17 protein-coding genes and 1 pseudogene are annotated in these 23,848 nt (G+C 70.5%); 12 read left to right on the top strand and 6 right to left on the bottom strand.

All coding sequences use genetic code 11. The features are described from left to right. Positions 1-79 precede the first annotated feature (79 nt). The 3 genes from AB0I18_RS24420 (at position 80) to AB0I18_RS24410 (ending at position 3,384) form a co-directional block, all read left to right on the top strand. Entirely contained in the window at positions 80-1,348 is a 1,269-nt protein-coding gene (locus AB0I18_RS24420) for a glycosyltransferase family 4 protein (RefSeq protein WP_363107679.1), read from the top strand. Continuing rightward, positions 1,348-2,184: a hypothetical protein gene (locus AB0I18_RS24415; RefSeq protein WP_363107690.1), complete on the top strand. Its 837-nt coding sequence runs from the start codon at positions 1,348-1,350 to the stop codon at positions 2,182-2,184. Before AB0I18_RS24420 ends, AB0I18_RS24415 begins: the two co-directional genes overlap by 1 nt. Positions 2,185-2,328: 144 nt before the next feature. Then, entirely contained in the window at positions 2,329-3,384 is a 1,056-nt protein-coding gene (locus tag AB0I18_RS24410) for a YafY family protein (RefSeq protein ID WP_363107678.1), read from the top strand. Here the strand turns inward: AB0I18_RS24410 and ctaD are convergent. Beyond that, positions 3,311-4,957: pseudogene (gene ctaD / locus AB0I18_RS24405) on the bottom strand (cytochrome c oxidase subunit I); the annotation flags it as partial. The gene AB0I18_RS24410 and the pseudogene ctaD sit on opposite strands and share 74 nt — an antisense overlap. A 436-nt stretch (positions 4,958-5,393) precedes the next feature. On the opposite strand from ctaD, the gene AB0I18_RS24400 reads away from it, so the two are divergent. Next, positions 5,394-5,609, top strand: coding sequence for an I78 family peptidase inhibitor (locus tag AB0I18_RS24400; protein WP_363107677.1), 216 nt, complete (start codon positions 5,394-5,396; stop codon positions 5,607-5,609). 94 nt (positions 5,610-5,703) lie between these two features. Here AB0I18_RS24400 and AB0I18_RS24395 read toward each other — a convergent pair whose 3' ends face one another. After that, positions 5,704-6,732 carry a phosphatase PAP2 family protein gene (locus tag AB0I18_RS24395; RefSeq protein ID WP_363107676.1) on the bottom strand — a complete coding sequence of 343 codons (1,029 nt, stop codon included), beginning with the start codon at positions 6,730-6,732 and terminating at the stop codon, positions 5,704-5,706. A gap of 238 nt (positions 6,733-6,970) precedes the next feature. Further along, complete coding sequence (locus AB0I18_RS24390) at positions 6,971-8,179, bottom strand: glycosyltransferase family 39 protein (protein WP_363107675.1); 1,209 nt, start codon at positions 8,177-8,179, stop codon at positions 6,971-6,973. A 261-nt stretch (positions 8,180-8,440) separates the two neighbouring features. Here AB0I18_RS24390 and AB0I18_RS24385 point away from each other — a divergent pair, with 261 nt between their 5' ends. Together AB0I18_RS24385 and AB0I18_RS24380 are read left to right on the top strand one after the other, a co-directional pair. Beyond that, the gene (locus tag AB0I18_RS24385) at positions 8,441-10,060 is read left to right on the top strand and encodes an MFS transporter (RefSeq protein WP_363107674.1); all 1,620 of its coding nucleotides are present in this window, start codon (positions 8,441-8,443) and stop codon (positions 10,058-10,060) included. A 153-nt stretch (positions 10,061-10,213) separates the two neighbouring features. After that, entirely contained in the window at positions 10,214-11,404 is a 1,191-nt protein-coding gene (locus AB0I18_RS24380; protein WP_363107673.1) for an acyl-CoA dehydrogenase family protein, read from the top strand. Between the two features lie 51 nt (positions 11,405-11,455). Here the strand turns inward: AB0I18_RS24380 and AB0I18_RS24375 are convergent, their stop codons facing one another. After that, entirely contained in the window at positions 11,456-11,896 is a 441-nt protein-coding gene (locus AB0I18_RS24375) for a cell division protein SepF (protein WP_363107672.1), read from the bottom strand. Positions 11,897-12,185: 289 nt separating this feature from the next. Here AB0I18_RS24375 and AB0I18_RS24370 point away from each other — a divergent pair, with 289 nt between their 5' ends. From AB0I18_RS24370 to AB0I18_RS24360, 3 genes are all read left to right on the top strand, one after another. After that, entirely contained in the window at positions 12,186-13,415 is a 1,230-nt protein-coding gene (locus AB0I18_RS24370; protein WP_363107671.1) for a DUF5685 family protein, read from the top strand. Between the two features lie 115 nt (positions 13,416-13,530). Next, positions 13,531-14,337, top strand: coding sequence for a DUF1684 domain-containing protein (locus AB0I18_RS24365; protein WP_363107670.1), 807 nt, complete (start codon positions 13,531-13,533; stop codon positions 14,335-14,337). Between the two features lie 236 nt (positions 14,338-14,573). Next, positions 14,574-15,479: a S1 family peptidase gene (locus AB0I18_RS24360; protein ID WP_363107669.1), complete on the top strand. Its 906-nt coding sequence runs from the start codon at positions 14,574-14,576 to the stop codon at positions 15,477-15,479. 198 nt (positions 15,480-15,677) lie between these two features. Here AB0I18_RS24360 and AB0I18_RS24355 read toward each other — a convergent pair whose 3' ends face one another. Continuing rightward, positions 15,678-16,559, bottom strand: a complete 882-nt coding sequence (locus AB0I18_RS24355; protein WP_363107668.1) for an alpha/beta fold hydrolase — start codon at positions 16,557-16,559, stop codon at positions 15,678-15,680. An 89-nt stretch (positions 16,560-16,648) separates the two neighbouring features. Here AB0I18_RS24355 and AB0I18_RS24350 point away from each other — a divergent pair, with 89 nt between their 5' ends. Both AB0I18_RS24350 and AB0I18_RS24345 read left to right on the top strand, forming a co-directional pair. Continuing rightward, positions 16,649-17,620: a slipin family protein gene (locus tag AB0I18_RS24350; protein WP_363107667.1), complete on the top strand. Its 972-nt coding sequence runs from the start codon at positions 16,649-16,651 to the stop codon at positions 17,618-17,620. Positions 17,621-17,815: 195 nt separating this feature from the next. Further along, positions 17,816-18,988, top strand: coding sequence for a S1 family peptidase (locus tag AB0I18_RS24345; protein WP_363107689.1), 1,173 nt, complete (start codon positions 17,816-17,818; stop codon positions 18,986-18,988). A gap of 113 nt (positions 18,989-19,101) precedes the next feature. Here the strand turns inward: AB0I18_RS24345 and AB0I18_RS24340 are convergent, their stop codons facing one another. Further along, a complete protein-coding gene (locus AB0I18_RS24340) occupies positions 19,102-20,139 on the bottom strand; it encodes a DUF3533 domain-containing protein (protein ID WP_363107666.1) in 1,038 nt (345 codons plus the stop codon). A gap of 165 nt (positions 20,140-20,304) precedes the next feature. On the opposite strand from AB0I18_RS24340, the gene AB0I18_RS24335 reads away from it, so the two are divergent. Then, positions 20,305-23,799, top strand: coding sequence for a DNA polymerase III subunit alpha (locus tag AB0I18_RS24335; protein WP_363107665.1), 3,495 nt, complete (start codon positions 20,305-20,307; stop codon positions 23,797-23,799). The last annotated feature ends 49 nt before the right edge of the window (positions 23,800-23,848 follow it).

Genomic DNA, 23,848 nt, shown 5'->3' with positions numbered 1-23,848 from the left:
GGTGATGGAGCCCAACCAATACCCGGGAGGACATGTCTAACCATGAGGTAGGCGGATGAGACAGGGGATTCGGGGACGCATGCATATTTCTTTCCTCATACACAATGCATATGGGATCGGGGGGACCATCCGGACCACGTACAACCTGGCCAACACCCTGGCCGAGCAGCACGACGTGGAGATCGTCTCGGTATTCCGCCACCGTGACGAGCCGGTCTTCGCGCCGGGCCCGCGCGTGCGCGTGCGGCACCTCGTGGACATCCGAGAGAACAGTCCGGGGTACGAGGGGGACGACCCCGAGTACCGGACGCCGGCCCGGGTCTTCCCGCGCGGAGAGAATCGTTACGGCCAGTACAGCGTCCTGACCGACCGCCGTATCGCCGAACACCTCTCCACGGTCGAGGCCGACGTCGTGGTCGGCACCCGGCCGGGGCTGAACGTGCACCTGGCCCGCGAGACCAGGCGCGGCCCGGCCCGGGTCGGCCAGGAGCACCTCACGCTCGACACCCACTCGGTAGCCCTGCGCACGGAGCTGCGCGGCGCCTACCCGCGGCTCGACGCGCTCACCACTACCACCGAGGCCGACGCGAGGGCGTACCGCCAGAAGATGCGGCTGCCCGGCGTCCATGTCGAGGGCGTGCCGAACCCGGTGCCCGCACCCGGTATAGAGCCCGCGGACGGCAACGGCAAATGGGTCGTGGCGGCCGGCCGGCTGGCCCCGGTCAAGCGGTACGACCTGCTGATCAAGGCCTTCGACCGGGTGCGTGACCAGCGCCCGGACTGGCGCCTGCGGATCTACGGCGGCGGCAAGCAGAAGGACAAGCTGCGCAGACTCATCGACGAGCTGGGCCTCTACAACCACGTCTATCTGATGGGTCCCGCCCACCCCATCGAGCCGGAGTGGGCCAAGGGCTCCATCGCCGCCGTGACCTCCAGCCTGGAGTCCTTCGGCATGACGATCGTCGAGGCCATGCGCTGCGGCCTGCCGGTCGTCTCGACCGACTGCCCGCACGGCCCGGGGGAGATCATCGACAACGGCGTGGACGGCCGTCTCGTCCCGGTCGGCAATGTCGGGGCCATCGCCGAGGGCCTGCTCGAACTGATCAACAACGACGCACTGCGGCACCAGATGGCGGGTGCGGCGCTCAAGGACTCCGAGCGCTTCGACCCGTCCCGGATAGCCGAGCGCCACGAGTCGATCTTCGACGGCCTCGTCTCGCGCGGCGGTGACTCGAAGATCGGCCGGATGCGCGGCTCGCTGCACCGCACGCGAGGAGCGCTGCTCGGTGGCGCGTATGCCGTTCGGGATGCCGGACGGACCGTACTCGGGAAGGAACGTTCCGCATGATGACGCTGGCTCCGCGGGCCGCGCCCCCGCACACCGACGAGGACGCCGACATGCCCTCGCGCGCCGACTGCATCGCCGACTCCGCGGGCGGGCTCACCTTCGACATCACCGACCCCGGTCTGGTCGCGGCGACCGGTGACGCACACCTCGTACTCCGGCACCGTGACCGCGCCGAGGAGGTCCGGCTGCCGCTCACCCCGGCCGCGGACGGCCGGCTGCGCGCGGCGCTGCCCAGCACCGTCGAACTGCCCGAGGGCCGTTGGGACGTCTACGCCCAGGTCGCCGACGGCGAGTCGCAGCGCGTGGCGCCCGGCCTCAACGACCTGCGCTCGCTCGTCGACCGCGTGCCGAGCGGGGCGCGCGGCCATGTCGCGGTCCGCATCCCGTACGCGACCAAGCACGGCAACCTCTCCGTACGCAGCTGGCTGCGCGCCCCGCACGCCGAGGCGGGCGAACTCCACATAGGCAAGGAGGACTTGAGCGTCCGCGGCCAGGTGTACGGAGTGAAGCTGCTGCCGGACGCGTACGCCGAACTGCGCCTCCGCGAGGAGCCGGAGACCGTGCTGAAGGCCGACGTCACCCCGGACCAGGAACAGTTCCGCCTCACGGTGGACTACACCGGCCTGGCGGTGGGCGTCTGGGATCTGTGGCTCCGCCCGGCGGGGGAGAGCGGCCCGCGGGTACGAATCGCCCGCCTCCTCGACGACATAGCCGACAAGAAGCCGATCTTCACCTACCCGAAGGCCACCCTGGAGACCGGGCACGGCAAGGCGGTGGCCTGGCCTTACTACACGAGCGACAACGACTTGTCGATCACGGTCACCACGGCCCCGTAAGGGGCGCGGGGCTGTGACATTTGCGGCTCCGCCGCGTGGGCGCGACCAGCCACGAACGGCCCGCACGCGACGAACAAACCAGACGCACCCCCTGCCAGCCTTTGCGGACAAAAGTTGTCCGCAAAGGCTGGCAGACTCTCGCGCATGTTGGAGACCTCGGCAAGACTCCTACGACTGCTCTCCCTGCTACAAGCCCACCGAGAGTGGTCCGGCGCCAACCTGGCGGAGCGCCTCGGTGTCACTCCGCGCACGGTCCGCCGCGACGTGGACCGACTGCGCGAACTCGGCTACCCGGTGAACGCCAGCCCCGGCACAGGCGGCGGCTACCAACTCGGCGTAGGTGCGGAGCTACCCCCACTGCTGCTGGACGACGACGAGGCCGTCGCCGTGGCCGTCGGCCTGCGCACCGCCGCCGGACAGGGCATCGAGGGCATCGGCGAGACCTCCGTACGCGCCCTCACCAAGCTCGAACAGGTCCTGCCGCACCGGCTGCGCCGCCGCGTCGGCGCCCTCAACGCCTACACCGTGCCGATGCTGCGCGGCCCTCAGCCGTCCGCCGTGGACCCGGCCGTGCTCACCGAACTCGCGGCCGCCTGCCGCGACGCGGAGCGGCTGCGCTTCGAGTACCGCGACCACGAGGGCTCCTCGACCCGCCGCACGGTCGAACCGCACCGCCTGGTGTGCACCGAGCGCCGCTGGTACCTGGTCGCCTGGGACGTCGACCGCGACGACTGGCGCACGTTCCGCGTGGACCGCGTCACGCCCAGGCCGCCGCACGGGCCGCGCTTCACGCCCCGTCCGCCGCCCGCCGACGACCTGGCCGCCTACGTGTCCAAGGGCGTCTCCACCCGCGCGTACGCCGAGCACGCCGTCATCAGACTGTTCGCTCCGATGGAGGAGGCGGCGCAGCTCATCTCGCCCTCGGACGGGACGCTGGAGGCGGACCGTGCGGGCGGCACGGACACCTGCATCCTGCGCACCGGGGCCGCGAGCCTCGACGTGATGGTCATTCACGTGATGCTGCTGGGCGTCGAGTTCGAGGTGCTCGAACCCGACGGGCTCATCGAGGCGATCAGGACGGCTCGGGACCGCCTGAGTCGGTCCCTTGACCGGAACGGGTCTGGGGCGGTGTCACCGCCGCGTACCGCGGATGATGCAGGTCGAACGCCGGGGACTCGGAGCGGATCCGGGGCAGCGTGACGAAGTTGTGCCGCGGCGGCGGGCACGAGGTCGCCCACTCCAGGGAGCGGCCGAAGCCCCAGGGGTCGTCGGCGTCGACCTTCTCGCCGTACTTGGCCGTCTTCCAGAGGTTGTAGAGGAACGGCAGCGTCGACATGCCGAGCAGGAACGCGCCGATCGACGAGATGGTGTTGAGGGCCGTGAATCCGTCGGCGGCCAGATAGTCCGCGTACCGGCGCGGCATGCCCTCGGCGCCCAGCCAGTGCTGCACCAGGAACGTGGTGTGGAAGCCGACGAACAGCGTCCAGAAGTGGATCTTGCCGAGCCGTTCGTCGAGCATCTTCCCGGTGAACTTCGGCCACCAGAAGTAGAAGCCGGCGAAGGTCGCGAAGACGACGGTGCCGAACACCACGTAGTGGAAGTGCGCCACCACGAAGTAGGTGTCCGTGACGTGGAAGTCCAGCGGCGGCGAGGCCAGGATCACCCCCGTCAGACCGCCGAACAGGAACGACACCAGGAAGCCGACCGACCACAGCATGGGCGTCTCGAAGGACAGCGAGCCCTTGATCATCGTGCCGGTCCAGTTGAAGAACTTCACGCCCGTCGGCACCGCGATCAGGAAGGACATGAAGGAGAAGAACGGCAGCAGCACCGCCCCCGTCGCGAACATGTGGTGCGCCCACACGACGACCGACAGACCGGTGATCGCCATCGTCGCGCCGACCAGCGTCAGATAGCCGAAGATCGGCTTCCGGCTGAAGACCGGCAGGATCTCCGAGACGATCCCGAAGAAGGGCAACGCGATGATGTAGACCTCCGGATGTCCGAAGAACCAGAACAGGTGCTGCCACAGCAGCGCCCCGCCGTTGGCCGAGGCGAACACCTGCGAGCCGAACCGCCGGTCCGCCTCCAGGACCAGAAGCGCCGCGGCGAGCACCGGGAACGCCATCAGGATCAGGATCGACGTGAACAGCGTGTTCCAGGTGAAGATCGGCATCCGGAACATCGTCATGCCGGGCGCGCGCATCCCGATGATCGTCGTCAGGAAGTTCACCGCGCCGAGGATCGTGCCGAAGCCGGCCAGCGCGAGGCCCATGATCCACATGTCGGCGCCGATGCCTGGTGAGCGTTCCAGGCTGTTGAGCGGCGCGTAGGCGAACCAGCCGAAGTTGGCCGGGCCCTCGGGCACCAGCAGCGAGCCCAGCACGATCAGCCCGCCGAAGAGGAACAGCCAGTACGACAGCATGTTCAGCCGCGGAAAGGCCACGTCCGGCGCGCCGATCTGCAGCGGCATGATCTCGTTCGCGAAACCGGCGAAGGTCGGCGTCGCGAAGAGCAGCAGCATGATCGTGCCGTGCATGGTGAACATCTGGTTGAACTGGTTGTTGTCGATGAGCTGCGTGCCGGGCCGGGCCAGCTCGGCCCGCATCAGCAGCGCCATCAGGCCGCCGACCAGGAAGAAGGCGAACGAGGTGATCAGATAGAGGTGGCCGATCTTCTTGTGGTCGGTCGTGGTCAGCCAGTCCACGACCAACCGTCCCGGCCGCTTCACCGGTCCGGGTCGTACCGCCGCCTGCGCGGTGTCCGTGCCCATCGCTGCCCCCTCGCTCGTCGCGCCCTGGGCCTCCCGAAGCTCACGCCATGATGCTCGCGCCGTCCGGCGCTCCGACAGGGGGCGTACGTGGCTTCTGTGCCGGAACCTGTGCTGCAACCGTGTATTTCCTATGGCGTGTCACCTTGCGGGAGACGCCGCCGAATCGGAATGGAAAGGCACGGATACCGGGTCGGCGCCGCGCTTTCCGCCGGTTATTCGGACCGACGTCAAGGTAGTCCCGAATTACGTTCGAAGGTGGGTGGAACACGTACGGAATCGCTCGTACGTGTGACGGTCCGCCGCCCGGCAGCCGATGTCGCGGCGGCCGGAACGAGTGTCGTTGTCCTGTGACAGAAGCGTGACCGGAGAGGGACCGGTGACGGATGGTGTCCGGTCCGGGCTTCCCCGTCCGCATCCCGGCGCCTAACGTGGCGGCATGTCACCGATTCCCACCCCTCCCGCAGAGCCCTCGGACCAGCCGGACGCGTACGTCGGACTGGAGGCGAGCGGTGCCGAGCGGCTGGCCCGTGAGCGCGGCTGGTCCAAGGTGCGGTCCCTGCCGCCGGGCGCCATCATCACGATGGAATACCTGAGTGGTCGCCTGAACTTCGAGGTCACCGACGGTCGCGTGACGCGCTGCTGGAAGGGCTGACCTGCCCGACCTCATACATGGCGAAGGCCCCCGGCTCGTGGAGCCGGGGGCCTTCGCCATGCGGGGAGTGGTGTGCGTACCGACCCCGCTGTCCTCAGCCGCCCGTCAGCGGGCGCGCCGAGGTGGTGCCACGTGTCACTCGGTCCGACTGCGGAGGTCTTCGGCTGCCGACGGGCGTCACCGGAGTGCGCTCCGAGCGGGCGGTGTGCGGTCCCGGGGCCAGGTAACCCGGCGGTTTGGGCAGCCGGGAGGCGGCCACCGGCTCGCGTACCGCCGGCTCCTCCTCGTCGACCGAAGGGCCGAGCGGGGACAGCGTCGCGGGGGCGCTCGCCGGGACCGGGGCGGGAACAGGTGCCGTCCCGCGGAGACGGTCGCGCCAGTGGTCGCGCAGGTCGAAGATGCCGGTCTCGGCGCGGGCGATCAGTGGCTCGACCCAGGGCAGCGCGAGCAGGATCAGCAGACCCGCGGCCCAGCCGAGGACCACATCGCTCAGCCAGTGCGTACCGAGGTAGACCGTGGTCAGGCCGACGCCGAGGGAGACCACGGCGGACAGGGCCGACAGCCAGCGGCGGGCCCACGGCGTCGAGGCCAGATAGGCGAGGATGCCCCAGGTCACCACGGCGTTGGCGGTGTGGCCCGAAGGGAATATGTCGCCGCCCAGCCACATCTCGTTCGAGCCCACCGTGGTGGCGTAGTGCGGACCCAGGCGGCCCATGCCGATCTTGGCGGCGCCGACCGTGATGTTCAGCAGCAGCAGCGAGGCGCCCAGGACGAGCAGCGGGCGCAGGGTGTGCTGTCGCCAGGAGCGCCAGCCCAGCCAGGCGCAGACCATCACGGCGGTGGGGCCGCGCTGGCCCAGCACCACGTAGTAGTCGAGGAAGGCGTGGATCTCCGGCCACTGCTGGTAGGGCCGGAAGAACATGACCTGCCAGTCGAACCGGACCAGCCACGACGTGATCACGACGGCCCACACGATGGCCACGTAGAAGGCGAGCGTGGCGGCGAAGAGGGCCACCCTGTGCCGGCTCATCCTGGGCATGTCGAGGTGGGCCGGTCGTTCCGGCTCACGGTCCAGCCGGGCGAAGACCCGGTCCAGACGAGTCAGCTTTCGTTCGGTACGCACTCAATCGACGTTACAGCGAGTGAGGTGTGTTCCACCGCGAAGCGCCCTCTTTGTGATGACGATGTGATGTGGGATTGCTCTCAGGAGGGGGTTTATTTCCAAGGATTATGGAATCCCTCGTCCGCTCTTCCTTCAATTCGATTGATCACTTCGGTGAGTTGTTATGCGGCGCTTATGAATTCGTTCACCGGCTGCACGTGTGCTCGTCTCCGGCCGCTTACCGGCGGCCGCGGACGGATCACGGCGGACCGGAGCCGTTCAGCCAGAACGCGCCGTAGGCCGCCGACGCCACCGCCACACCGCCCAGCACCCACGCCGACCTGGACGTTCGCAGCCGCGCCAGGGCCAGGGCGAGGGGCAGCAGGAGGGGGAAGGCGGGCAGCAGAAGGCGGGGTTTCGAGCCGAAATAGCTCGACGCGCACAGGGCGAGCACGGTGACGACCCCCGCGTACACCAGCAGCGGAAGCGGCTGACGCTGCCGTACGCAGACCACGTACAGCCAGACCAGCAGGCCGACCCCGATGATCAGCCCGAGCCCGGCCAGGGCCGACGGGAACGACGTGAACTTTTCGGCGACGAAGCGGGCGAAGGCGTAGCCGCCGTCGAAGCCGTTGCGCCAGCCCGCCTGGACGTCGAGATAGCCCAGCGGGCCCTTGCCGGTGTGCTCGCCGACCCACAGGACGTACCCGGCGGCGCCCAGGGGCGCGAGCAGCATCGCCAGGGCGCGCGGCCACCGTGGGGCGCCGTCCGGTGCCGGAACACCCCGTTTCGGTACGGCATCGCCGTGTTCCCGTTGGTCCCGCTGTTCCCGTACGAACGAGGCGATCGCCGCCACCCACACGGCCGCGACCACCGCGGCGCCCACCGGACGGGTCAGACCGGCCAGCGAGGCGAGCAGGCCCGCCGTCAGCCAGCGGCCGGTCAGGACCGCGTACAGCGACCAGGCCGCGAGCGCCGTGAACAGCGACTCGCTGTACGCCATCGACTGCACGATGCCGACAGGCAGTACCGCCCACACGAGCACCGCGCAGACGCCCGCCCGGCGCCCGTACACATGGTCCGCGACCGCGAAGATCCCCCAGGCCGCGGCGACCGAGGCGACCGCGCTGACCAGCAGGCCCGCGTCCGCGTGGGACAGCGGGGTCACCGCCGCGCCGGCCCGCTCCAGCCAGGGCAGCAGCGGGAAGAACGCGAGGTTCGAGTGCACATCGCCGTTCGGGAGGCGCACCTCGTAGCCGTAACCGGAATCCGCGACCCGGGTGTACCAGAGCGAGTCCCAGCGGGCCGAGAGCAGCTGGTGCGGACTCTTGTCCCGCGCGGCGCTCCACACCGCGAGCGCCACCAGGCCCAGCGCGCGCACCGCCGCGTACCCGAGGAGGGCGGGCGCGGCGCGGCGCCAGGCGGGGTCCGCGCGGGGCGGTGCGACGGGCGCTTCAAGATCGGTCACGGGCTCGATTATGGGCGCCGCCCGGAACCGGGGACCCCGACGGGTCGTGGTTGTCCACAGGGCGAGCGTGGCGCATGCCACACGCTCTCCAAGCGGAACGTGAGAGGTCCGCCACCTGTACCCGACGGGAACTCGCGTACGCTGGCCGCTCACTCGCCTTTGTTGCGTGGGCCGGGATACCGCTCCTCCCGAGCCGCAACCGCAGGGAGTCCCCACCCTGTGGTCCCGCCGAACGCGAGGGAACATCTGGGAGGTACGTACATGTCCGGGACGACCACGGCCGCTGAGCGTTGCCGTCGGGAGACCGGGGCCGGTGCAAACCGCTGGGTCGTCCTCATCGTCCTGTGCACCAGCCTGCTGTTGGTCGCCGTCGACGCCACCGTGCTGCACGTCGCCGTGCCCGCCGTCACCGAGGACCTCAGGCCCGGCGCGATAGAGCTGCTCTGGATCGTCGACATCTACCCGCTCGTCTGCGCCTCGCTGCTGATCCTCTTCGGCACGCTGGGCGACCGGGTCGGCCGCAGACGCGTCCTCCTCCTCGGATACGCGCTCTTCGGCGTCGCCTCCGCCGTCGCGGCCCTCGCCGACAGCGCGCAGGTCCTGATCGCGGCGCGTGCCCTGCTCGGCGTCGGCGGCGCGATGATCATGCCCGCCACGCTGTCGATCCTGCGGCAGGTCTTTCCCGACCGGCGCGAGCGCGCGCTCGCGATCGGTGTCTGGAGCGCGGTCGCCGCGGTGGGCGCGGCCGTCGGGCCGCTGCTCGGCGGCTTCCTGCTCGAACACTTCTGGTGGGGCTCGGTCTTCCTCATCAACATCCCGCTGATGCTCGTCAGCCTGCCCGTCGGACGGCTGCTGCTCCCCGAGTCGACCGGCGACGGGGCGGGACCGTGGGACGTCGTCGGCGCGCTGATGGCCGCGGCCGGCCTCTTCGGCGTCGTCCTCGGCGTGAAGCGGCTCGGCGGCGGAGAGGCCCCGCTGAGCGTCTTCACGGCGGTGCCGCTGGCCGTGGGAGCCGGGCTGCTGGTCGCTTTCGTACGGCGGCAGCGGCGGCACCGGCAGCCGCTGGTGGACCTGAAGATGTTCTCCAGGCCCGCCTTCAGCACGTCCGTCGGCTGCATCGTGCTCGCGATGCTCGCGCTGGTGGGGCTCGAACTGATCGCCGCACAGTATCTCCAGCTCGTGCTGAAACTCTCCCCCCTGGAGACCGGGCTGCGACTGGTGCCGCTCACCGTCGCCGCCATGGCCGCGGGCCTTGTCGGGGCGAAGCTGCTCCAGCGGTTCGGACCGCGGACCATGGTCTGCTTCGGGTTCTGCCTCACCGCCTCCGCGGTCGTCATGCTGACGGCCATGGGGACCCGCGACAACGCTCCGCTGCTGCTGACGGGGTTCGTGCTGCTCGGCTTCGGCCTTGAGGTGACGCTCTTCGGGGCGTACGAGTCGATGCTGAGCGAGGCCCCACCGGAACAGGCCGGCGGGGCGGCGGCGATCGGGGAGACGTCGTACCAACTCGGCGCCGGGATCGGCATCGCGCTCCTCGGGAGTGTGATGAACGCGGCCTACGCGCCCGGCCTCGCCTCCGTGCAAGGGGTGCCCGCCTCGGACTCGGCCGCCGCGAGCCATTCCCTGGGCGAGGCCTACGAGGTCGCCGCGCGGCTCGGCGGAGCACCGGGGGAGGCCTTGCGGCACGCGGCCCGGGACTCGTTCGTGCAGGGCCTGCATGTGACGCTGCTCGTCAGCGCGGGGCTGCTGCTGCTCGGAGCCGTGATGGCGTTGCGGCTGCCTCGGACCATGGAGTGCGAGGCGCCCGCGGCGGGCGTGGCCGGGAACGTGCCCGGGCCCCGGGAGGCCTCGGCGCCGGTGCGTGCGGAGTCCCTGGGCTGAGGGGTGCCTGGCTGACCGGTGCCCGGGCCGGTGGGGTGCCCGGCCGTCGGCCCGGCGTCTCTGGACGTGCGGGACACTGCGTCGTAACGTCAGGCGCGAGCCGTAGTTAACAGTGCTAGTTTTCGCTAGCTCCCGTGTGCCGGAGGCCCTCCCATGTCCGCACCCCCGAAGCCGCCCCCCTTCGACCCCGCCGACCCGCTCGGCATCGACGACCTGCTGAGCGCGGAGGACCTGGCGATCCGGGACACCGTCCGGGCCTGGGCCGCGGACCGGGTGCTGCCGTATGTCGCGGAGTGGTACGAGAAGGGGGAACTGCCCGGAATCCGGGAGCTGGCGCGGGAGTTGGGCGACATCGGCGCGCTGGGCATGTCGCTCAGCGGCTACGGGTGTGCCGGGGCCTCCGCCGTGCAGTACGGGCTCGCCTGCCTGGAGCTGGAAGCCGCCGACTCCGGGATCCGCTCGCTCGTGTCCGTGCAGGGCTCGCTCGCCATGTACGCCATCCACCGGTTCGGGAGCGAGGAGCAGAAGCGGGAGTGGCTGCCGCGGATGGCCTCCGGTGAGGTCATCGGGTGCTTCGGGCTCACCGAGCCCGACCACGGGTCCGACCCCGGGGCGATGCGCACGTACGCCAAGCGGGACGGCGCGGACTGGGTCCTCACCGGACGCAAGATGTGGATCACGAACGGATCCGTCGCCGGGGTCGCCGTCGTCTGGGCGCAGACCGACGACGGGATCCGCGGATTCGTCGTGCCCACCGGGAGCTCCGGCTTCTCCGCGCCCGAGATCAAGCACAAGTGGTCGCTGCGGGCCTCGGTCACCAGTGAACTCGTGCTAGACGAGGTGCGGTTGCCGGCCGACGCCGTGCTCCCCGAGGTCACCGGGCTGAAAGGGCCGCTCAGCTGTCTGTCGCACGCCCGGTACGGAATCGTGTGGGGGTCGATGGGCGCCGCGCGGTCGAGCTTCGAGACGGCGGTCGAGTACGCGAAGACGCGCGAGCAGTTCGGCCGGCCCATCGGGGGATTCCAGCTCACCCAGGCCAAGCTCGCCGACATGGCGGTCGAACTGCACAAGGGGATTCTGCTGGCGCACCATCTGGGCCGCCGCATGGACGCGGGACGGCTCCGTCCCGAGCAGATCAGTTTCGGCAAGCTCAACAACGTACGAGAGGCGATCGAGATCTGCCGTACGGCGCGGACGATTCTCGGCGCCAACGGGATCTCGCTCGAATACCCCGTGATGCGGCACGCCACGAATCTCGAGTCGGTGCTGACCTACGAAGGCACGGTCGAGATGCACCAACTGGTACTGGGCAAGGCGCTCACCGGTCTCGACGCGTTCCGGTAGGCCGACAGGCCTGGAACGACGCCGAGAGGCGGGGCCGGTGAGCAGCCCTGCCTAGCTTTGATTGAAGAAGCCGTCCGTGCGACGGCTCGCGGGCTCCCCGCTGACGATCTCGGTGTCGGCGGGGGTCAGCAGGAAGACCCGGTTCGACACGCGCTCGATCGAGCCGCGCAGGCCGAAGATCAGGCCGGCCGCGAAGTCGACGACGCGCTTGGCGTCGGCCGCCTCCATGGCCGTGAGGTTCACGATGACGGGAACGCCGTCGCGGAAGAGCTCGCCGATGCCACGGGCGTCCCGGAAGGTGTCCGGGGTGACCGTGCCGATCCGGCGGCCCTTCTCCTCGGCCGTTTCCGACGCCACCTTGACCCGCGGGTCCGTGACCCAGGCATCCCTGGGCTCGGCGGTTCCCTCGGTGTAGTCGTCGTCGTAGTAACGCTCGTCATCGTTGTCGTCGACGAGGCCAAGCCAGGCACTCGCCTTGCGCACCGATCCCATGGACGCCTCCTCTCACAGCGGGCTTTCTTGTTTCCGCATCCCCATGGTCGTCCATGATGCGGATGTTGCGCCAAGGGGATAGACGCCGCGCGGGGGTTTCGTGACGGTACTGGTGCAGAACGAATTCGTCGAGAGCCCGCGTTTCCCAAGGGTCTTGCCGTACACGGCTGCTGACTGAGAGTGAAATATGATTCTTCCCGGCGTATGGGTGACGACTGGGACGTACGGGTGAACGGCCAGGTCGATACGATGCCGCAGCTCAACGTCGTACAAACCACGGGGGAGCGTCATGTTCGGAATGGTCCGGCCGTGCAGTCACCGGCTGACGGAGAGTCTGAAGGCGCAGTGGATGGCGCATTTGTGCGGGCTCTGTCTCGCACTGCGCGGCGATCACGGCCAGCTCGCCAGGCTCGTCACCAACTATGACGGGCTGTTGATTTCGGTTCTGACGGAGGCTCAGGCCGAACAGGCCGCGGGCCTGCGGCGAACCGCGGGACCGTGCGCGCTGCGCGGAATGCGGACCGCGTCCGTCGCGCAGGGCGAGGGCGCACGGCTCGCCGCCGCCGTCTCGCTGGTGCTGGCCTCGGCCAAGGTGCGCGACCACGTCGCCGACGGGGACGGCCTGTTGGCGCGCCGGCCGGTGGCGCTCGCGGCCCGCCGGGTCGCCACGAACTGGAGCAGGGCGGGCGCCCGTAGCGGTTCCGCCGTGGGCTTCGACACTGCGGTGCTGGTCGACGCCGTAGACCGGCAGATCGGCATCGAGGCGCTCGCGGGGCCCGGAACTCCGCTGCTCACGGTGACCGAGCCGACCGAGACCGCCACGGCCACGGCCTTCGCGTACACCGCGGTTCTCGCCGGGCGGCCGGGCAACGCCGAGCCGCTCGCCGAGGCCGGCCGGCTCTTCGGCCGGCTCGCCCACCTCCTGGACGCCGTGGAGGACAGGGAGGCGGATGCCGCGGCGGGCGCCTGGAACCCGTTGACGGCCACCGGTACGTCTCTGCTGGAGGCCCGGCGGCTCGCCGACGGCGCGCTGCACGGGATCCGGCTCGCGCTGCGCGAGGTCCGGTTCACCGACGCCAAGCTGGTGCACATGCTGCTGGTGCACGAGCTGGGGCGGTCGGTGGACCGGGCGTTCGGCACGGTACCGGTGTGCTCGGCCCACCAGCCCGGCCCGTACGGGCAGCCGCAGCAGCCCGGGTCCGGGCCCCACGGTCCGGCGCAGCACGGCGCGCACGACCCGTACGGCGGGGGGAACCCGTACGCGGGCAGCGGGAATCCGTTCGCCGGAGGCGGCGGGTCGCACGGTGGCGGTGGCTCCGGCGGTTTCGGTGGCGGGCCCGCGCCCCAGCCGCCCAGGGGCCGGCGCGGGTTCTGGGCGGGCTGCGGGATGTTCTGGTTGCTGTGCTGCACCTGCAAGCTGTGCTGCGCCAAGGAGTACGAGGGCCCGTGGTCCCGCAAGAAGCGCGAGGGCTGCTGCCGGGACTGTGACTGCGACGCGTGCGACTGCTGCTGCCCGTGAGGCGGTTGCTGCATCCCGCTCGGTGCTTTCCGGACGGAATACAGCAACGGAATACAGCAGGGGTGGCGCCGCGCTCTCCCCTCGGGTTGCCGGATCCGGTGGAAGGGTTGATCGCATGACGGCGGACGCATCAGGCGCTTCGGACGCATCCGAGGACTGGAAGCGCTGGCACGAGCACCGCACCGAGACGGTGTCCGCGCCGTACGGGCCGCTCGCGCTCAGCGGCACGCACTGGGTCGAGGATTATCCGGAGGGAGTGCTTCCGGAGATCCCCGGCCGGTGGTCCGTGGACGGCTCCGGCGCGGTCCTGCTGACGGCCGAGGAGGCCGACGGTCTCCTCGTGGACGGGAAGCCCTTCGCCGGCGAGGTCCGGCTCGACGCCGACCGCGGTCCGGCCGCCGCGGCCCGCGTCGGGCACGGCGGGCGGCGGCTGGTGGTCCTGGTGCGCGAAGGGGTCTGGGGCGTACGCGACTTCGACCCCGCCTCGCCGGCGCGGCGGGTGTTCCGGGGCATCGAGGCCACCTCGTACGATCCGCGCTGGTCGGTGCCGGGGCTCTTCACGCCGTACGGGGAGGACCGGACCGTGCGCGTGGCGAACGCCGACGGCCGTGAGCGCGGACTCGGGCTCGGCGGTGAACTCGCTTTCACGCTGGACGGGCAGGAGTTCACGCTTCAGGTGACGGTTCAGGGGGACGGCTCGCTGTGGGCTGTTTTCGGCGATGCCACGAGTGGGAACGGCAGCTACCGCTTCCGGTTCCTGCGGCCCGCGGCGCCCGATGCCGACGGCCGTACGACCGTCGACTTCAACCGGGCCCTGCTGCCGCCGTGCGCATTCGCCGACCACTTCATCTGCCCTTTTCCGCCGCCCGGGAATACCCTGGGCGCGGCGATTGCGGCCGGGGAACGCAATCTGCTCCGCTAATCAGCACGTAACCCGCACATCTGCGTCGTTGAGATCAATTACCGCGGGACATACCTGAGTTGAACGCCGCACGGCCGAAAGGCGCCCTTGCGCCTGTCGGTCGTGCGGCCGAATACTCCCCCCAGCGCCTTGTCAGGGGCACGGCGTGTTCGGAATCCGGACACTCTTCCTCTGGCGTGCGCCTCACGGGCCCCGACCCCACGCGGGCCCCCGACTTCCCTTGGAGGGAACGAACAGTGAGGACCAAGCGCACCACCCCCCGCAGTGGCATAGCGAGACGGACCCGGCTGATCGCCGTGGCCACCGGACTCGCGGCCGCGGCCGCAGTCAGTGTCCCTTCCGCGAACGCTAGCGACGTATCGACGTTCAGCGCGTCCCAGCTGAAGAGCGCCAGCTCTTCGGTGCTCAAGGCCGATGTGCCGGGCACCGCCTGGGCGACCGACGCCAAGACCGGCAAGGTCGTGGTCACGGTCGACAGCACGGTCTCCAAGGCGGAGATCGCGAAGATCAAGCAGGCCGCGGGCGCCAACGCCGGCGCCCTGCAGATCAAGTCCACCCCGGGCACGTTCAGCAAGCTGATCAAGGGTGGCGACGCCATCTACGCGACCAGCTGGCGCTGCTCGCTCGGCTTCAACGTCAAGAACAGCGCGGGAGCCGACTACTTCGTGACCGCCGGTCACTGCACCGACGGCGCGGGCACCTGGTACTCCAACTCCGGGCGTACCACGGTCCTCGGCCCGACCGCGGGCTCCAGCTTCCCGACGAACGACTACGGTCTCGTCCGGTACACCAACACGAGCATCACCAAGTCCGGCACCGCGGGCAACGTGGACATCACCAGTGCCGCCACCCCGAGCGTGGGCACGAACGTCATCCGCACCGGTTCCACCACCGGCACCCGCACCGGACGCGTCACCGCCCTGAACGCGACCGTCAACTACGGCAGCGGCGACATCGTCTACGGCATGATCCAGACCACGGTCTGCGCCGAGCCCGGCGACTCCGGCGGTCCGCTCTACGGCAGCAACGGTGTCGCCTACGGTCTGACCTCCGGCGGCAGCGGCAACTGCACCTCCGGCGGTACCACGTTCTTCCAGCCTGTCACCGAGGCACTGAGCGCGTATGGGATGCGTGTCTTCTAGAACGGTGCGCGCCGTTCTGTGACACTCGCACGATTTGCCTGCAGCCAGCAGCAGGTGAGCCCCCCGCACCGCGTTCGCGGTGCGGGGGGCTCGTCCTTGGGGGTGGGGAACTGAGGTGAGGTGCCGAGGTGCGGGTGCGTTGTGGCTGGTCGCGCAGTTCCTCGCGCCCCTAAGGGGGCGCTCCTTAGGGGCGCCTGGCTAAAGGGGCGCCGGGCACAGCCAGGCCAGTACGTCCGGGAGGGCCTCCAAGGCTGAGAAGTGGCCCGCCTTCGGGTTCAGGACCGGGCGGGCCCGGGGGATGTGGTCGGCCAGCCATTCGAAGTGGGCCACCGGGGAGAAGGTGTCCTGGGCGCCGTGCCACAGGAGGACGGGGCGGGTGATCCGGGCCGGGTCGAAGCCCCAGTGGCTCAGCAGTGCCAGGGTGTCGTCGAGCCAGCCGTAGGCCGAAGAGCCCACTGCCTCACGGTAGGTGCTCAGCAGCATGTCGCTCACGGCCGGGGCCGAGATGATCCGGCGGTCGGAGTCGGTGAGGCCATCACGCATCGACGCGATGAGCCGCGCCGGATCCGTGCGGATCTCGGCGGCCCGTGAGGCCAGCCGGTCCGCGAAGTCCACCGGTTCGGTCAGCGCCTGGGTGTACTCCTCGACCCTGGACAGGGCCATCCCCTCGAACCAGCTGAGCCCCTCGGCGACGGGCGGCGCGAGACATGCCAGCACCGCCGCGCGCCGCACCCGCGTCGGCAGCAGCGCCGCGCAGGCCAGCGCGTGCGGGGCGCCGCCCCCGACGCCCAGCACCGCGAACCGGCCGAGGCCGAGCGAGTCGGCCAGCGCGGCCACGTCCCGCGCGGCCTGCGCCACCCGGCGGCCGGGACTGCGGTCAGACCGGCCCGACTCCGCGTACCCGGGACGGTCGTACGCGATGAACCGCACCCCGGGGCGCGCCGCCATCAGCTCCGCCGGCACCACCCCGTGCCGGCTCCCCGGCGTGCCGTGCAGCAGCACGACCGGCGTGCCGTCCCGGTCGCCCCACTCCTCGAACGTCAGCCGCCGCCCGTCCCGCATCCGTATGCCGCTCGGCACCTGTGTCCTCCATCTCCCCTTGGTGTACGCGCCGGAGTTACCGTCGAAGTACACACCTGTTGCGCCCGATACGGACCCTGGGGGTCGTAATGGTCGAGGAGCTGGTAGCGGCGGGAGTAACCCTCGCGTCCGCCGGAGCGGTGTACGCGATGGCGGCGGCCCGGGTGGTCAAACAGTACGAACGGGGCGTGGTGCTGCGACTCGGCAAGCTGCGATCCGAGGTGCGCGGACCGGGATTCACCATGATCGTGCCTTTTGTGGACCGGCTTCAGAAGGTCAACATGCAGATCGTGACGATGCCGGTGCCCGCGCAGGACGGCATCACCCGGGACAACGTCACGGTGCGCGTGGACGCCGTCATCTACTTCAAGGTGGTCGACGCGGCCGACGCGGTCGTGCGGGTGGAGGACTACCGCTTCGCGGTCTCCCAGATGGCCCAGACGTCACTGCGCTCGATCATCGGCAAGAGCGATCTCGACGATCTGCTGTCGAACCGGGAGAAGCTCAACCAGGGCCTGGAGCTGATGATCGACAGTCCGGCGGTGGGCTGGGGCGTGCAGATCGACCGCGTGGAGATCAAGGACGTGTCGCTGCCGGAGACGATGAAGCGGTCGATGGCGCGGCAGGCGGAGGCCGACCGTGAGCGGCGGGCCCGGGTCATCAACGCGGACGCGGAGCTCCAGGCGTCGAAGAAGCTGGCGGAGGCCGCCGGGGTGATGTCCGAACAGCCCGCCGCGCTCCAGCTCCGGCTGCTGCAGACCGTGGTGGCGGTCGCGGCCGAGAAGAACTCCACGCTCGTGCTGCCGTTCCCGGTGGAACTGCTGCGGTTCCTGGAGCGGGCCCAGCAGCCGGCTCCACAGGGGCAGCAGTCATTGCCCGAGTCGGGGCATTCGTCGGACCGGTCGCAGTCGCCGACGTCGCCGGCGGCTCTGGTGCAGGAGCTGCCGCCCGAGGCGCAGCAGCTGTTGGCCCAGTGGCAGCAATCGATGCAGGAGCAACTTCCACCGGTCGAGGCACCGTTGGATCCGGACTTCGGAGGGTCGAAATCCGGACAGGACTAGACCTCACAGACTGCCATTAGTTACTCGCCCGTAGTGTTTGCGATGGGGACCGACGTGGTGTGACAGCGGCGAGTCAACGCGCGTAAACCGGCAGGGGGCGCGCGTTCATCACTGTGTGCGCGTCCTGAAGTCGACCTTGTGTGCTCCCGGCAGACCTCGGAATAGTGGTCGTCGTCCGTTGGCATGAACGCGGCTATTTTTGTGAGCCGGGCTCATGTCCGTACATCTTCCGGTCGCGGTGGTCCCCATAACCGCCGCGTCCGACCCCCCACAGGAGGACGTAACTTGAAGCACCGACGCATACCCAAGCGGCGGGCCGCCGCGGCAGGTGCGGGCATCGCCGCACTGGTCGCCGCGGGAGTCACCTTCCAGACTGCGAACGCGAGTGAGAGCGCACCCGCGCCCGAGCCCCGGACGCTGTCGATCACGGCGGCCGGAAAGCTCGCCTCGACGCTCGGCAAGGACCTCGGTACGGACGCGGCGGGAACGTATTACGACGCGAAGGCCGAGAACCTCGTCGTGAACGTGCTCGACAAGGCCGCGGCCGAGGCCGTGGAGTCGGCCGGCGCCAAGGCCAGAATCGTCGAGAACTCCCTCGCCGAGCTGAAGACCGCCCGTACGACGCTGAAGCAGGACGCGACCATCCCCGGCACCTCGTGGGCGACCGACCCGGCCACCAACAAGGTCGTCGTCACCGCGGACCGTACGGTCAAGGGCGCGAAGATGGCCCAGCTGACCAAGGTCGTCGACGCACTCGGTGCCAAGGCCGAACTCAAGACCACCAAGGGGGAGTTCAAGCCCTTCATCGCCGGCGGTGACGCGATCACCGGTGGCGGCGGCCGCTGCTCGCTCGGCTTCAACGTGGTCAAGGGCGGGGAGCCGTTCTTCCTGACCGCCGGGCACTGCACCGAGGGGATCACCAGCTGGTCGGACTCGTCCGGCACCGTGATCGGGGAGAACGCGGACTCCAGCTTCCCCGACAACGACTACGGCCTGGTCAAGTACACCGCGGACGTGGCCCACCCGAGCGAGGTGAACCTCTACGACGGTTCCGCGCAGGAGATCACGGGCGCGGCGGAGGCCACCGTGGGTATGGAGGTCGTTCGGAGCGGTTCCACGACCCAGGTGCACGACGGGTCGGTCACCGGTCTTGACGCCACCGTGAACTACGGCAGCGGTGACATCGTGAACGGGCTCATCCAGACGAACGTCTGCGCGGAGCCCGGTGACAGTGGCGGGTCGCTGTTCTCGGGGAGCAACGCCATCGGACTCACGTCCGGTGGTAGTGGGGACTGCTCCTCGGGTGGGGAGACGTTCTTCCAGCCGGTGACCGAGGCGCTGTCGGCGACGGGTACTGAGATCGGCTGACGGTTCCGTTGCGTGGAGAGCCCCGTTCCCGCCGATCTGGTGGGGGCGGGGTTCTCGCGTTGTGGGGGGAAGCTGCGGGTTCGTCGTGGCTTGGCGCGCAGTTCCCCGCGCCCCTAAAGGCGATGGGGCTGGGCTTTTTTCCGTAGGGAACCCGCGACGAGCGTGACCGTACTTCCCAGGGCCGCCCATGCCGAGAGCACCAGCAGTGAGGCGGTGGCGTCGTTGCCCTTGAAGTAGGCGATCGAGCGGGTTGCCCAGGTGCCCGCGCCCGGGGGCAGGGCGGGGCCGATCGCGTGCCAGAAGGGGGGCAGCATCGGTGGGGGGAGGGCGCCGCCCGCGCTCGGGTTGCCCGCGATCACCACCAGCAGCACGGCCACCCCGATGCCGATGATCCCGAAGACGCACTGGAGCGCGAGCGTGGCCGCTCCGACCGCGAAGGTGATCAGTGCACCGAGCCCCCAGAGGGCGGCCGTGCTCCCCGGCAGGGCCCCCAGGACCGGCCCGACGATGACCGCGCCGCCGAGTCCGCCGGCGGTCGCGACCAGGGCCATGGCGGCGAGCCGGATCACCGCGCGCCGCGGGTTGGCGGGCCGGGCGCCCGAGCTGACCGCCAGTGCCGACGCGCAGAGGTAGCCGCCCACGCACCAGCCCACGACCAGGTAGAAGGGCGTGAGTCCGTTGGCGTCCTGTGCGGCGGCCGGAACCACGTCGGTGGTCCGCACCGTGCGCCGCTCGGCCTTCTCGGTGGCGGTGATGAGCGTGATCAGCGTGTTGGAGAGGACCTTGCCGCCGCCGGAGGCGACCAACAGGGTGTCGGTGGTGCCGGCCGGGTCGATGAGCAGGGCGCCGTCGATGTCGCGGTTCAGGATCTGCCTGCGCGCCGTCGCCTCGTCGGCGAGCGCGCGGGGGTCCAGGGGCTCGCCGGGAAGTTGCTTCAGCCGGGCCACCGCCTGCTCGGCCGCGGCCCGCGGCGCGACCACTCCGAACGCGACGTCCTTCGGCTTCGGATGGTGCAGCGCCCCCACGTAGGAGGCGATGAAGAGCAGCTGCAGGGCGAGCACGCCGAGGACGAGCAGCGTGGCCCGCGGTGTGACCGCGTCCCTCACCTCGTTGAGGAAGGACCGGACCGGGGCGCCAGCTGTCTCTGCCATGCCCTCACGGTCCGGGTCGGCGGGCGTTTGCGCAGGTGGGAGGGGCCCGAACGGATGTCGTACAGGAGTTCGAGAATTGGTCTATGGTGGGGGTGGGGGAGTTGGGAACAAATGTTCGAGGGCTGGTGTGGGGGCCCCTGGAGAGTGTGAGAGTGGAGGTGCGCGGTGCCGGGCTTCACGCATCTGCACACCTTTTCCGGGTTCTCCCTGCGCTACGGGGCCTCCCATCCGGAACGCCTCGCCGAGCGCGCCTCCGAGCGGGGCATGGACGCGCTCGCGCTCACCGACCGTGACACCCTCGCGGGCGCGGTCCGCTTCGCCAAGGCCTGCGCCGCCCAGGGGGTGCGCCCGCTGTTCGGTGCGGAGCTCGCGGTCGGGGGGCCCGTGCGGGGAGAGCGGCGCCGGGCTCCGGTGCGGGGCGGTGCCTTCATCGATGAGTCGACACCCCGGGTCACCTTCCTCGCCCGGGATGGCGCGGCGGGCTGGGCCGACCTCTGCAGAATCGTTACTGCATCGCATGCGGGCGAGGGCCAGCCGTTGCTGCCCTGGGCGGACAACCACGCCGAAGGCCTGACCGTGCTGCTCGGCCCCGCCTCCGACGTGGGGCGCGCACTGGCCGCCGGACGTCCCGACCGGGCCGCGAAACTGCTCGCGCTCTGGCGGGAGGTCTACGGCGACGCCCTGCGCCTCGAAGCGGTCTGGCACGGCCGTGCGGGCACCGGGCCCGGTTCTCTGCGACTGGCCGCCCGTACCGTCGGCCTCGCCGCCGAACAGGGGGTGCGGCCGGTGCTCAGCAACGCCGTCCGGTACGCCGACCCCGGCATGGGCCCGGTCGCCGACGTCCTGGACGCCGCCCGCCGGCTCGTGCCGGTCGATCCCCGTAAGGGACTGAACAGCGGCGAGAGCTGGCTCAAGGACGCGGCCGCCATGCTCGGCGCCGCGGAACGAGTCGTCGAGGCCGCGGGCTACCGCCGGGACACCGCGTACCGCCTGCTCGAACAGACGCGGTCCACGGCCGAGGAGTGCCTCGTCGACCCGGAGGACGACCTCGGCATGGGCGCCGTCCACTTCCCCGAGCCGCACCTGGTCGGCGCCGGACGCCGCACCGCGCAGCGCGTACTGGCCTCGCGGGCGGCGGCGGGGATGGCGCGGCGCGGCTACGACCGTTCTTCCGAGGCCCGGACCTACTGGGAGCGGATGCACCAGGAACTGGACATCATCGCTCACCACAACTTCGCCTCCTACTTCCTGACGGTCGCTCAAGTCGTGGACGACGTACGGACGATGGGCATCCGGGTCGCCGCGCGCGGTTCCGGCGCCGGCTCGCTCGTCAACCACCTCCTCGGCATCGCGCACGCCGACCCCGTCGAACACGGGCTGCTGATGGAGCGCTTCCTGTCCAAGCGCCGCGCGGCCCTGCCCGACATCGACATCGACGTGGAGTCGGCGCGCCGGCTGGAGGTCTACCGCGCGATCATCGACCGGTTCGGCACCGAGCGGGTCGCGACCGTGGCGATGCCCGAGACGTACCGGGTGCGCCATGCGGTACGGGACGTGGGCGCGGCCCTGTCCATGGACCCGGCCGACATCGACCGCATCGCCAAGTCCTTCCCACACATCCGCGCCCGCGACGCCCGCGCGGCACTGGAGGAACTGCCCGAACTGCGCTCCCTGGCAAGGGAGTTCCAGCGGGAAGGGGCGAAGTACGGGCGGCTGTGGGAGCTGGTCGAGGCGCTGGACGCCCTCCCGCGAGGAATCGCCATGCACCCGTGCGGGGTCCTGCTCTCGGACGCCTCACTTCTCTCCCGTACGCCGGTCATGCCGACCAGCGGCGAGGGATTCCCCATGGCCCAGTTCGACAAGGACGACGTGGAGGACCTCGGGCTGCTCAAACTCGACGTGCTGGGCGTGCGGATGCAGTCCGCGATGGCGCACGCGGTGGCCGAGGTGGAGCGGGCGACGGGATCCGCCGTGGACCTGGACGCGGTACCACCGGGCGACCCGGCGACGTATCAACTCATCCGGTCCACCGAGACGTTGGGCTGCTTCCAGATCGAGTCGCCGGGGCAGCGGGACCTGGTCGGCAGGCTCCAGCCCGCGACCTTCCACGATCTCGTCGTCGACATCTCCCTCTTCCGGCCCGGGCCGGTCGCGGCCGACATGGTGCGGCCGTTCATCGCGGCGCGGCACGGCCGGGCACCGGTCCGCTACCCGCACCGGGACCTGGAAGGGCCGCTGAAGGAGACGTACGGGGTGGTGGTCTTCCACGAGCAGATCATCGACATCGTCGACATCATGACCGGCTGCGGGCGCGACGAGGCGGACCAGATCCGGCGCGGGCTGTCCGACCCCGAGTCGCAGGGGCGGATCCGGCTCTGGTTCGCGCAGCACGCGGCCGCCAGGGGATACGACGCGGAGACGATCACCCGCACCTGGGAGATCGTCGAGGCCTTCGGGTCGTACGGCTTCTGCAAGGCGCACGCGGTCGCCTTCGCCGTCCCGACGTACCAGTCGGCGTGGCTGAAGGCGCACCACCCGGCGGCCTTCTACGCCGGGCTGCTCACGCACGACCCCGGGATGTATCCGAAGCGGCTGCTGCTCGCGGACGCGCGGCGGCGGGGAGTGCCGATCCTGCCGTTGGACGTGAACCGGTCCGCGGTCGCCCACTGTATCGAACTGGTGTCCGGTTTTGAGGGTTCTGAGGGTTCAGGGGGTTCCGAGGAGTCCAAGCAGTCCGGGAAGGCCTGGGGGCTGCGGCTGGCGCTCTCCGACGTGCACGGCATCAGCGAGGCCGAGGCGGCCCGGGTCGCGGACGGGCAGCCGTACGCCTCGCTGCTCGACTTCTGGGAGCGGGCCCGGCCGAGCAGGCCTCTCGCCCAACGACTCGCGCAGGTCGGCGCGTTGGACGCGTTCGGCGCCAACCGCCGTGACCTGCAACTGCACCTGACGGAACTTCACCGGGGCGCGCGAAGTGCGCGCGGGGCCCAACTCCCTCTGTCCGGCGGCCGGGACACCGCCTCCGCCGGGCTGCCCGACCTCGACGACGCGGAGAAGCTCAGCGCCGAACTGGGCGTGCTCTCCATGGACGCCTCGCGCAACCTGATGGACGATCACCGGGCGTTCCTCGACGAGTTGGGCGTGGTGTCGGCGCGCCGACTGCGCGAGGCGCGGCACGGTGAGACGGTCCTGGTCGCGGGCGCCAAGGCCGCCACCCAGACGCCGCCGATCCGCTCCGGCAAGCGGGTCATCTTCAGCACCCTGGACGACGGCACGGGCCTGGTCGACCTCGCCTTCTTCGACGACTCCCATGACGCGTGCGCGCACACCGTCTTCCACTCCTGGCTGCTGCTCGTGCGCGGCGTGGTGCAGCGCCGCGGCCCGCGCAGCCTCAGCGTGGTCGGGGCGGCCGCCTGGAACCTCGCCGACCTGGTGGAACTGCGCGACGCGGAGGGGCTGGACGGAGTGGCGCTGCGACTGGCGGAACCGCAGGGGGACGGCGGGGCCGAGGACGGTTCCCGGGGCGGAGATTCGGCAGGCGGTCGTCGAATCCAGCTGCCCACGGGATACGAGATGAATCCGTGGGCGGATCTGCGCCCGGCGGGCGAAGGGCCCGCGAGCGGAAGGAAGTTGTGGCACCAGAGCCCGGGTTCCGCGGGCTGATACGTGTGTCACGAGACATGAAGCCGGCCTCACCGCGGGCCATCGCGTC

It is taken from the genome of Streptomyces sp. NPDC050704 (genome assembly GCF_040654355.1).
Lineage (GTDB): Bacteria > Actinomycetota > Actinomycetes > Streptomycetales > Streptomycetaceae > Streptomyces.
Note: the sequence above shows the minus strand (reverse complement) of the source record. Positions and strands in the feature narration are given on the sequence as shown.

Coding starts and splice junctions, on each gene's coding strand:
- AB0I18_RS24420 (WP_363107679.1), top strand. CDS start 80: ATGCATATTTCTTTCCTCATACACAATGCATATGGGATCGGGGGGACC.
- AB0I18_RS24415 (WP_363107690.1), top strand. CDS start 1,348: ATGACGCTGGCTCCGCGGGCCGCGCCCCCGCACACCGACGAGGACGCC.
- AB0I18_RS24410 (WP_363107678.1), top strand. CDS start 2,329: ATGTTGGAGACCTCGGCAAGACTCCTACGACTGCTCTCCCTGCTACAA.
- AB0I18_RS24400 (WP_363107677.1), top strand. CDS start 5,394: ATGTCACCGATTCCCACCCCTCCCGCAGAGCCCTCGGACCAGCCGGAC.
- AB0I18_RS24385 (WP_363107674.1), top strand. CDS start 8,441: ATGTCCGGGACGACCACGGCCGCTGAGCGTTGCCGTCGGGAGACCGGG.
- AB0I18_RS24380 (WP_363107673.1), top strand. CDS start 10,214: ATGTCCGCACCCCCGAAGCCGCCCCCCTTCGACCCCGCCGACCCGCTC.
- AB0I18_RS24375 (WP_363107672.1), bottom strand. CDS start 11,896: ATGGGATCGGTGCGCAAGGCGAGTGCCTGGCTTGGCCTCGTCGACGAC.
- AB0I18_RS24370 (WP_363107671.1), top strand. CDS start 12,186: ATGTTCGGAATGGTCCGGCCGTGCAGTCACCGGCTGACGGAGAGTCTG.
- AB0I18_RS24365 (WP_363107670.1), top strand. CDS start 13,531: ATGACGGCGGACGCATCAGGCGCTTCGGACGCATCCGAGGACTGGAAG.
- AB0I18_RS24350 (WP_363107667.1), top strand. CDS start 16,649: ATGGTCGAGGAGCTGGTAGCGGCGGGAGTAACCCTCGCGTCCGCCGGA.
- AB0I18_RS24340 (WP_363107666.1), bottom strand. CDS start 20,139: ATGGCAGAGACAGCTGGCGCCCCGGTCCGGTCCTTCCTCAACGAGGTG.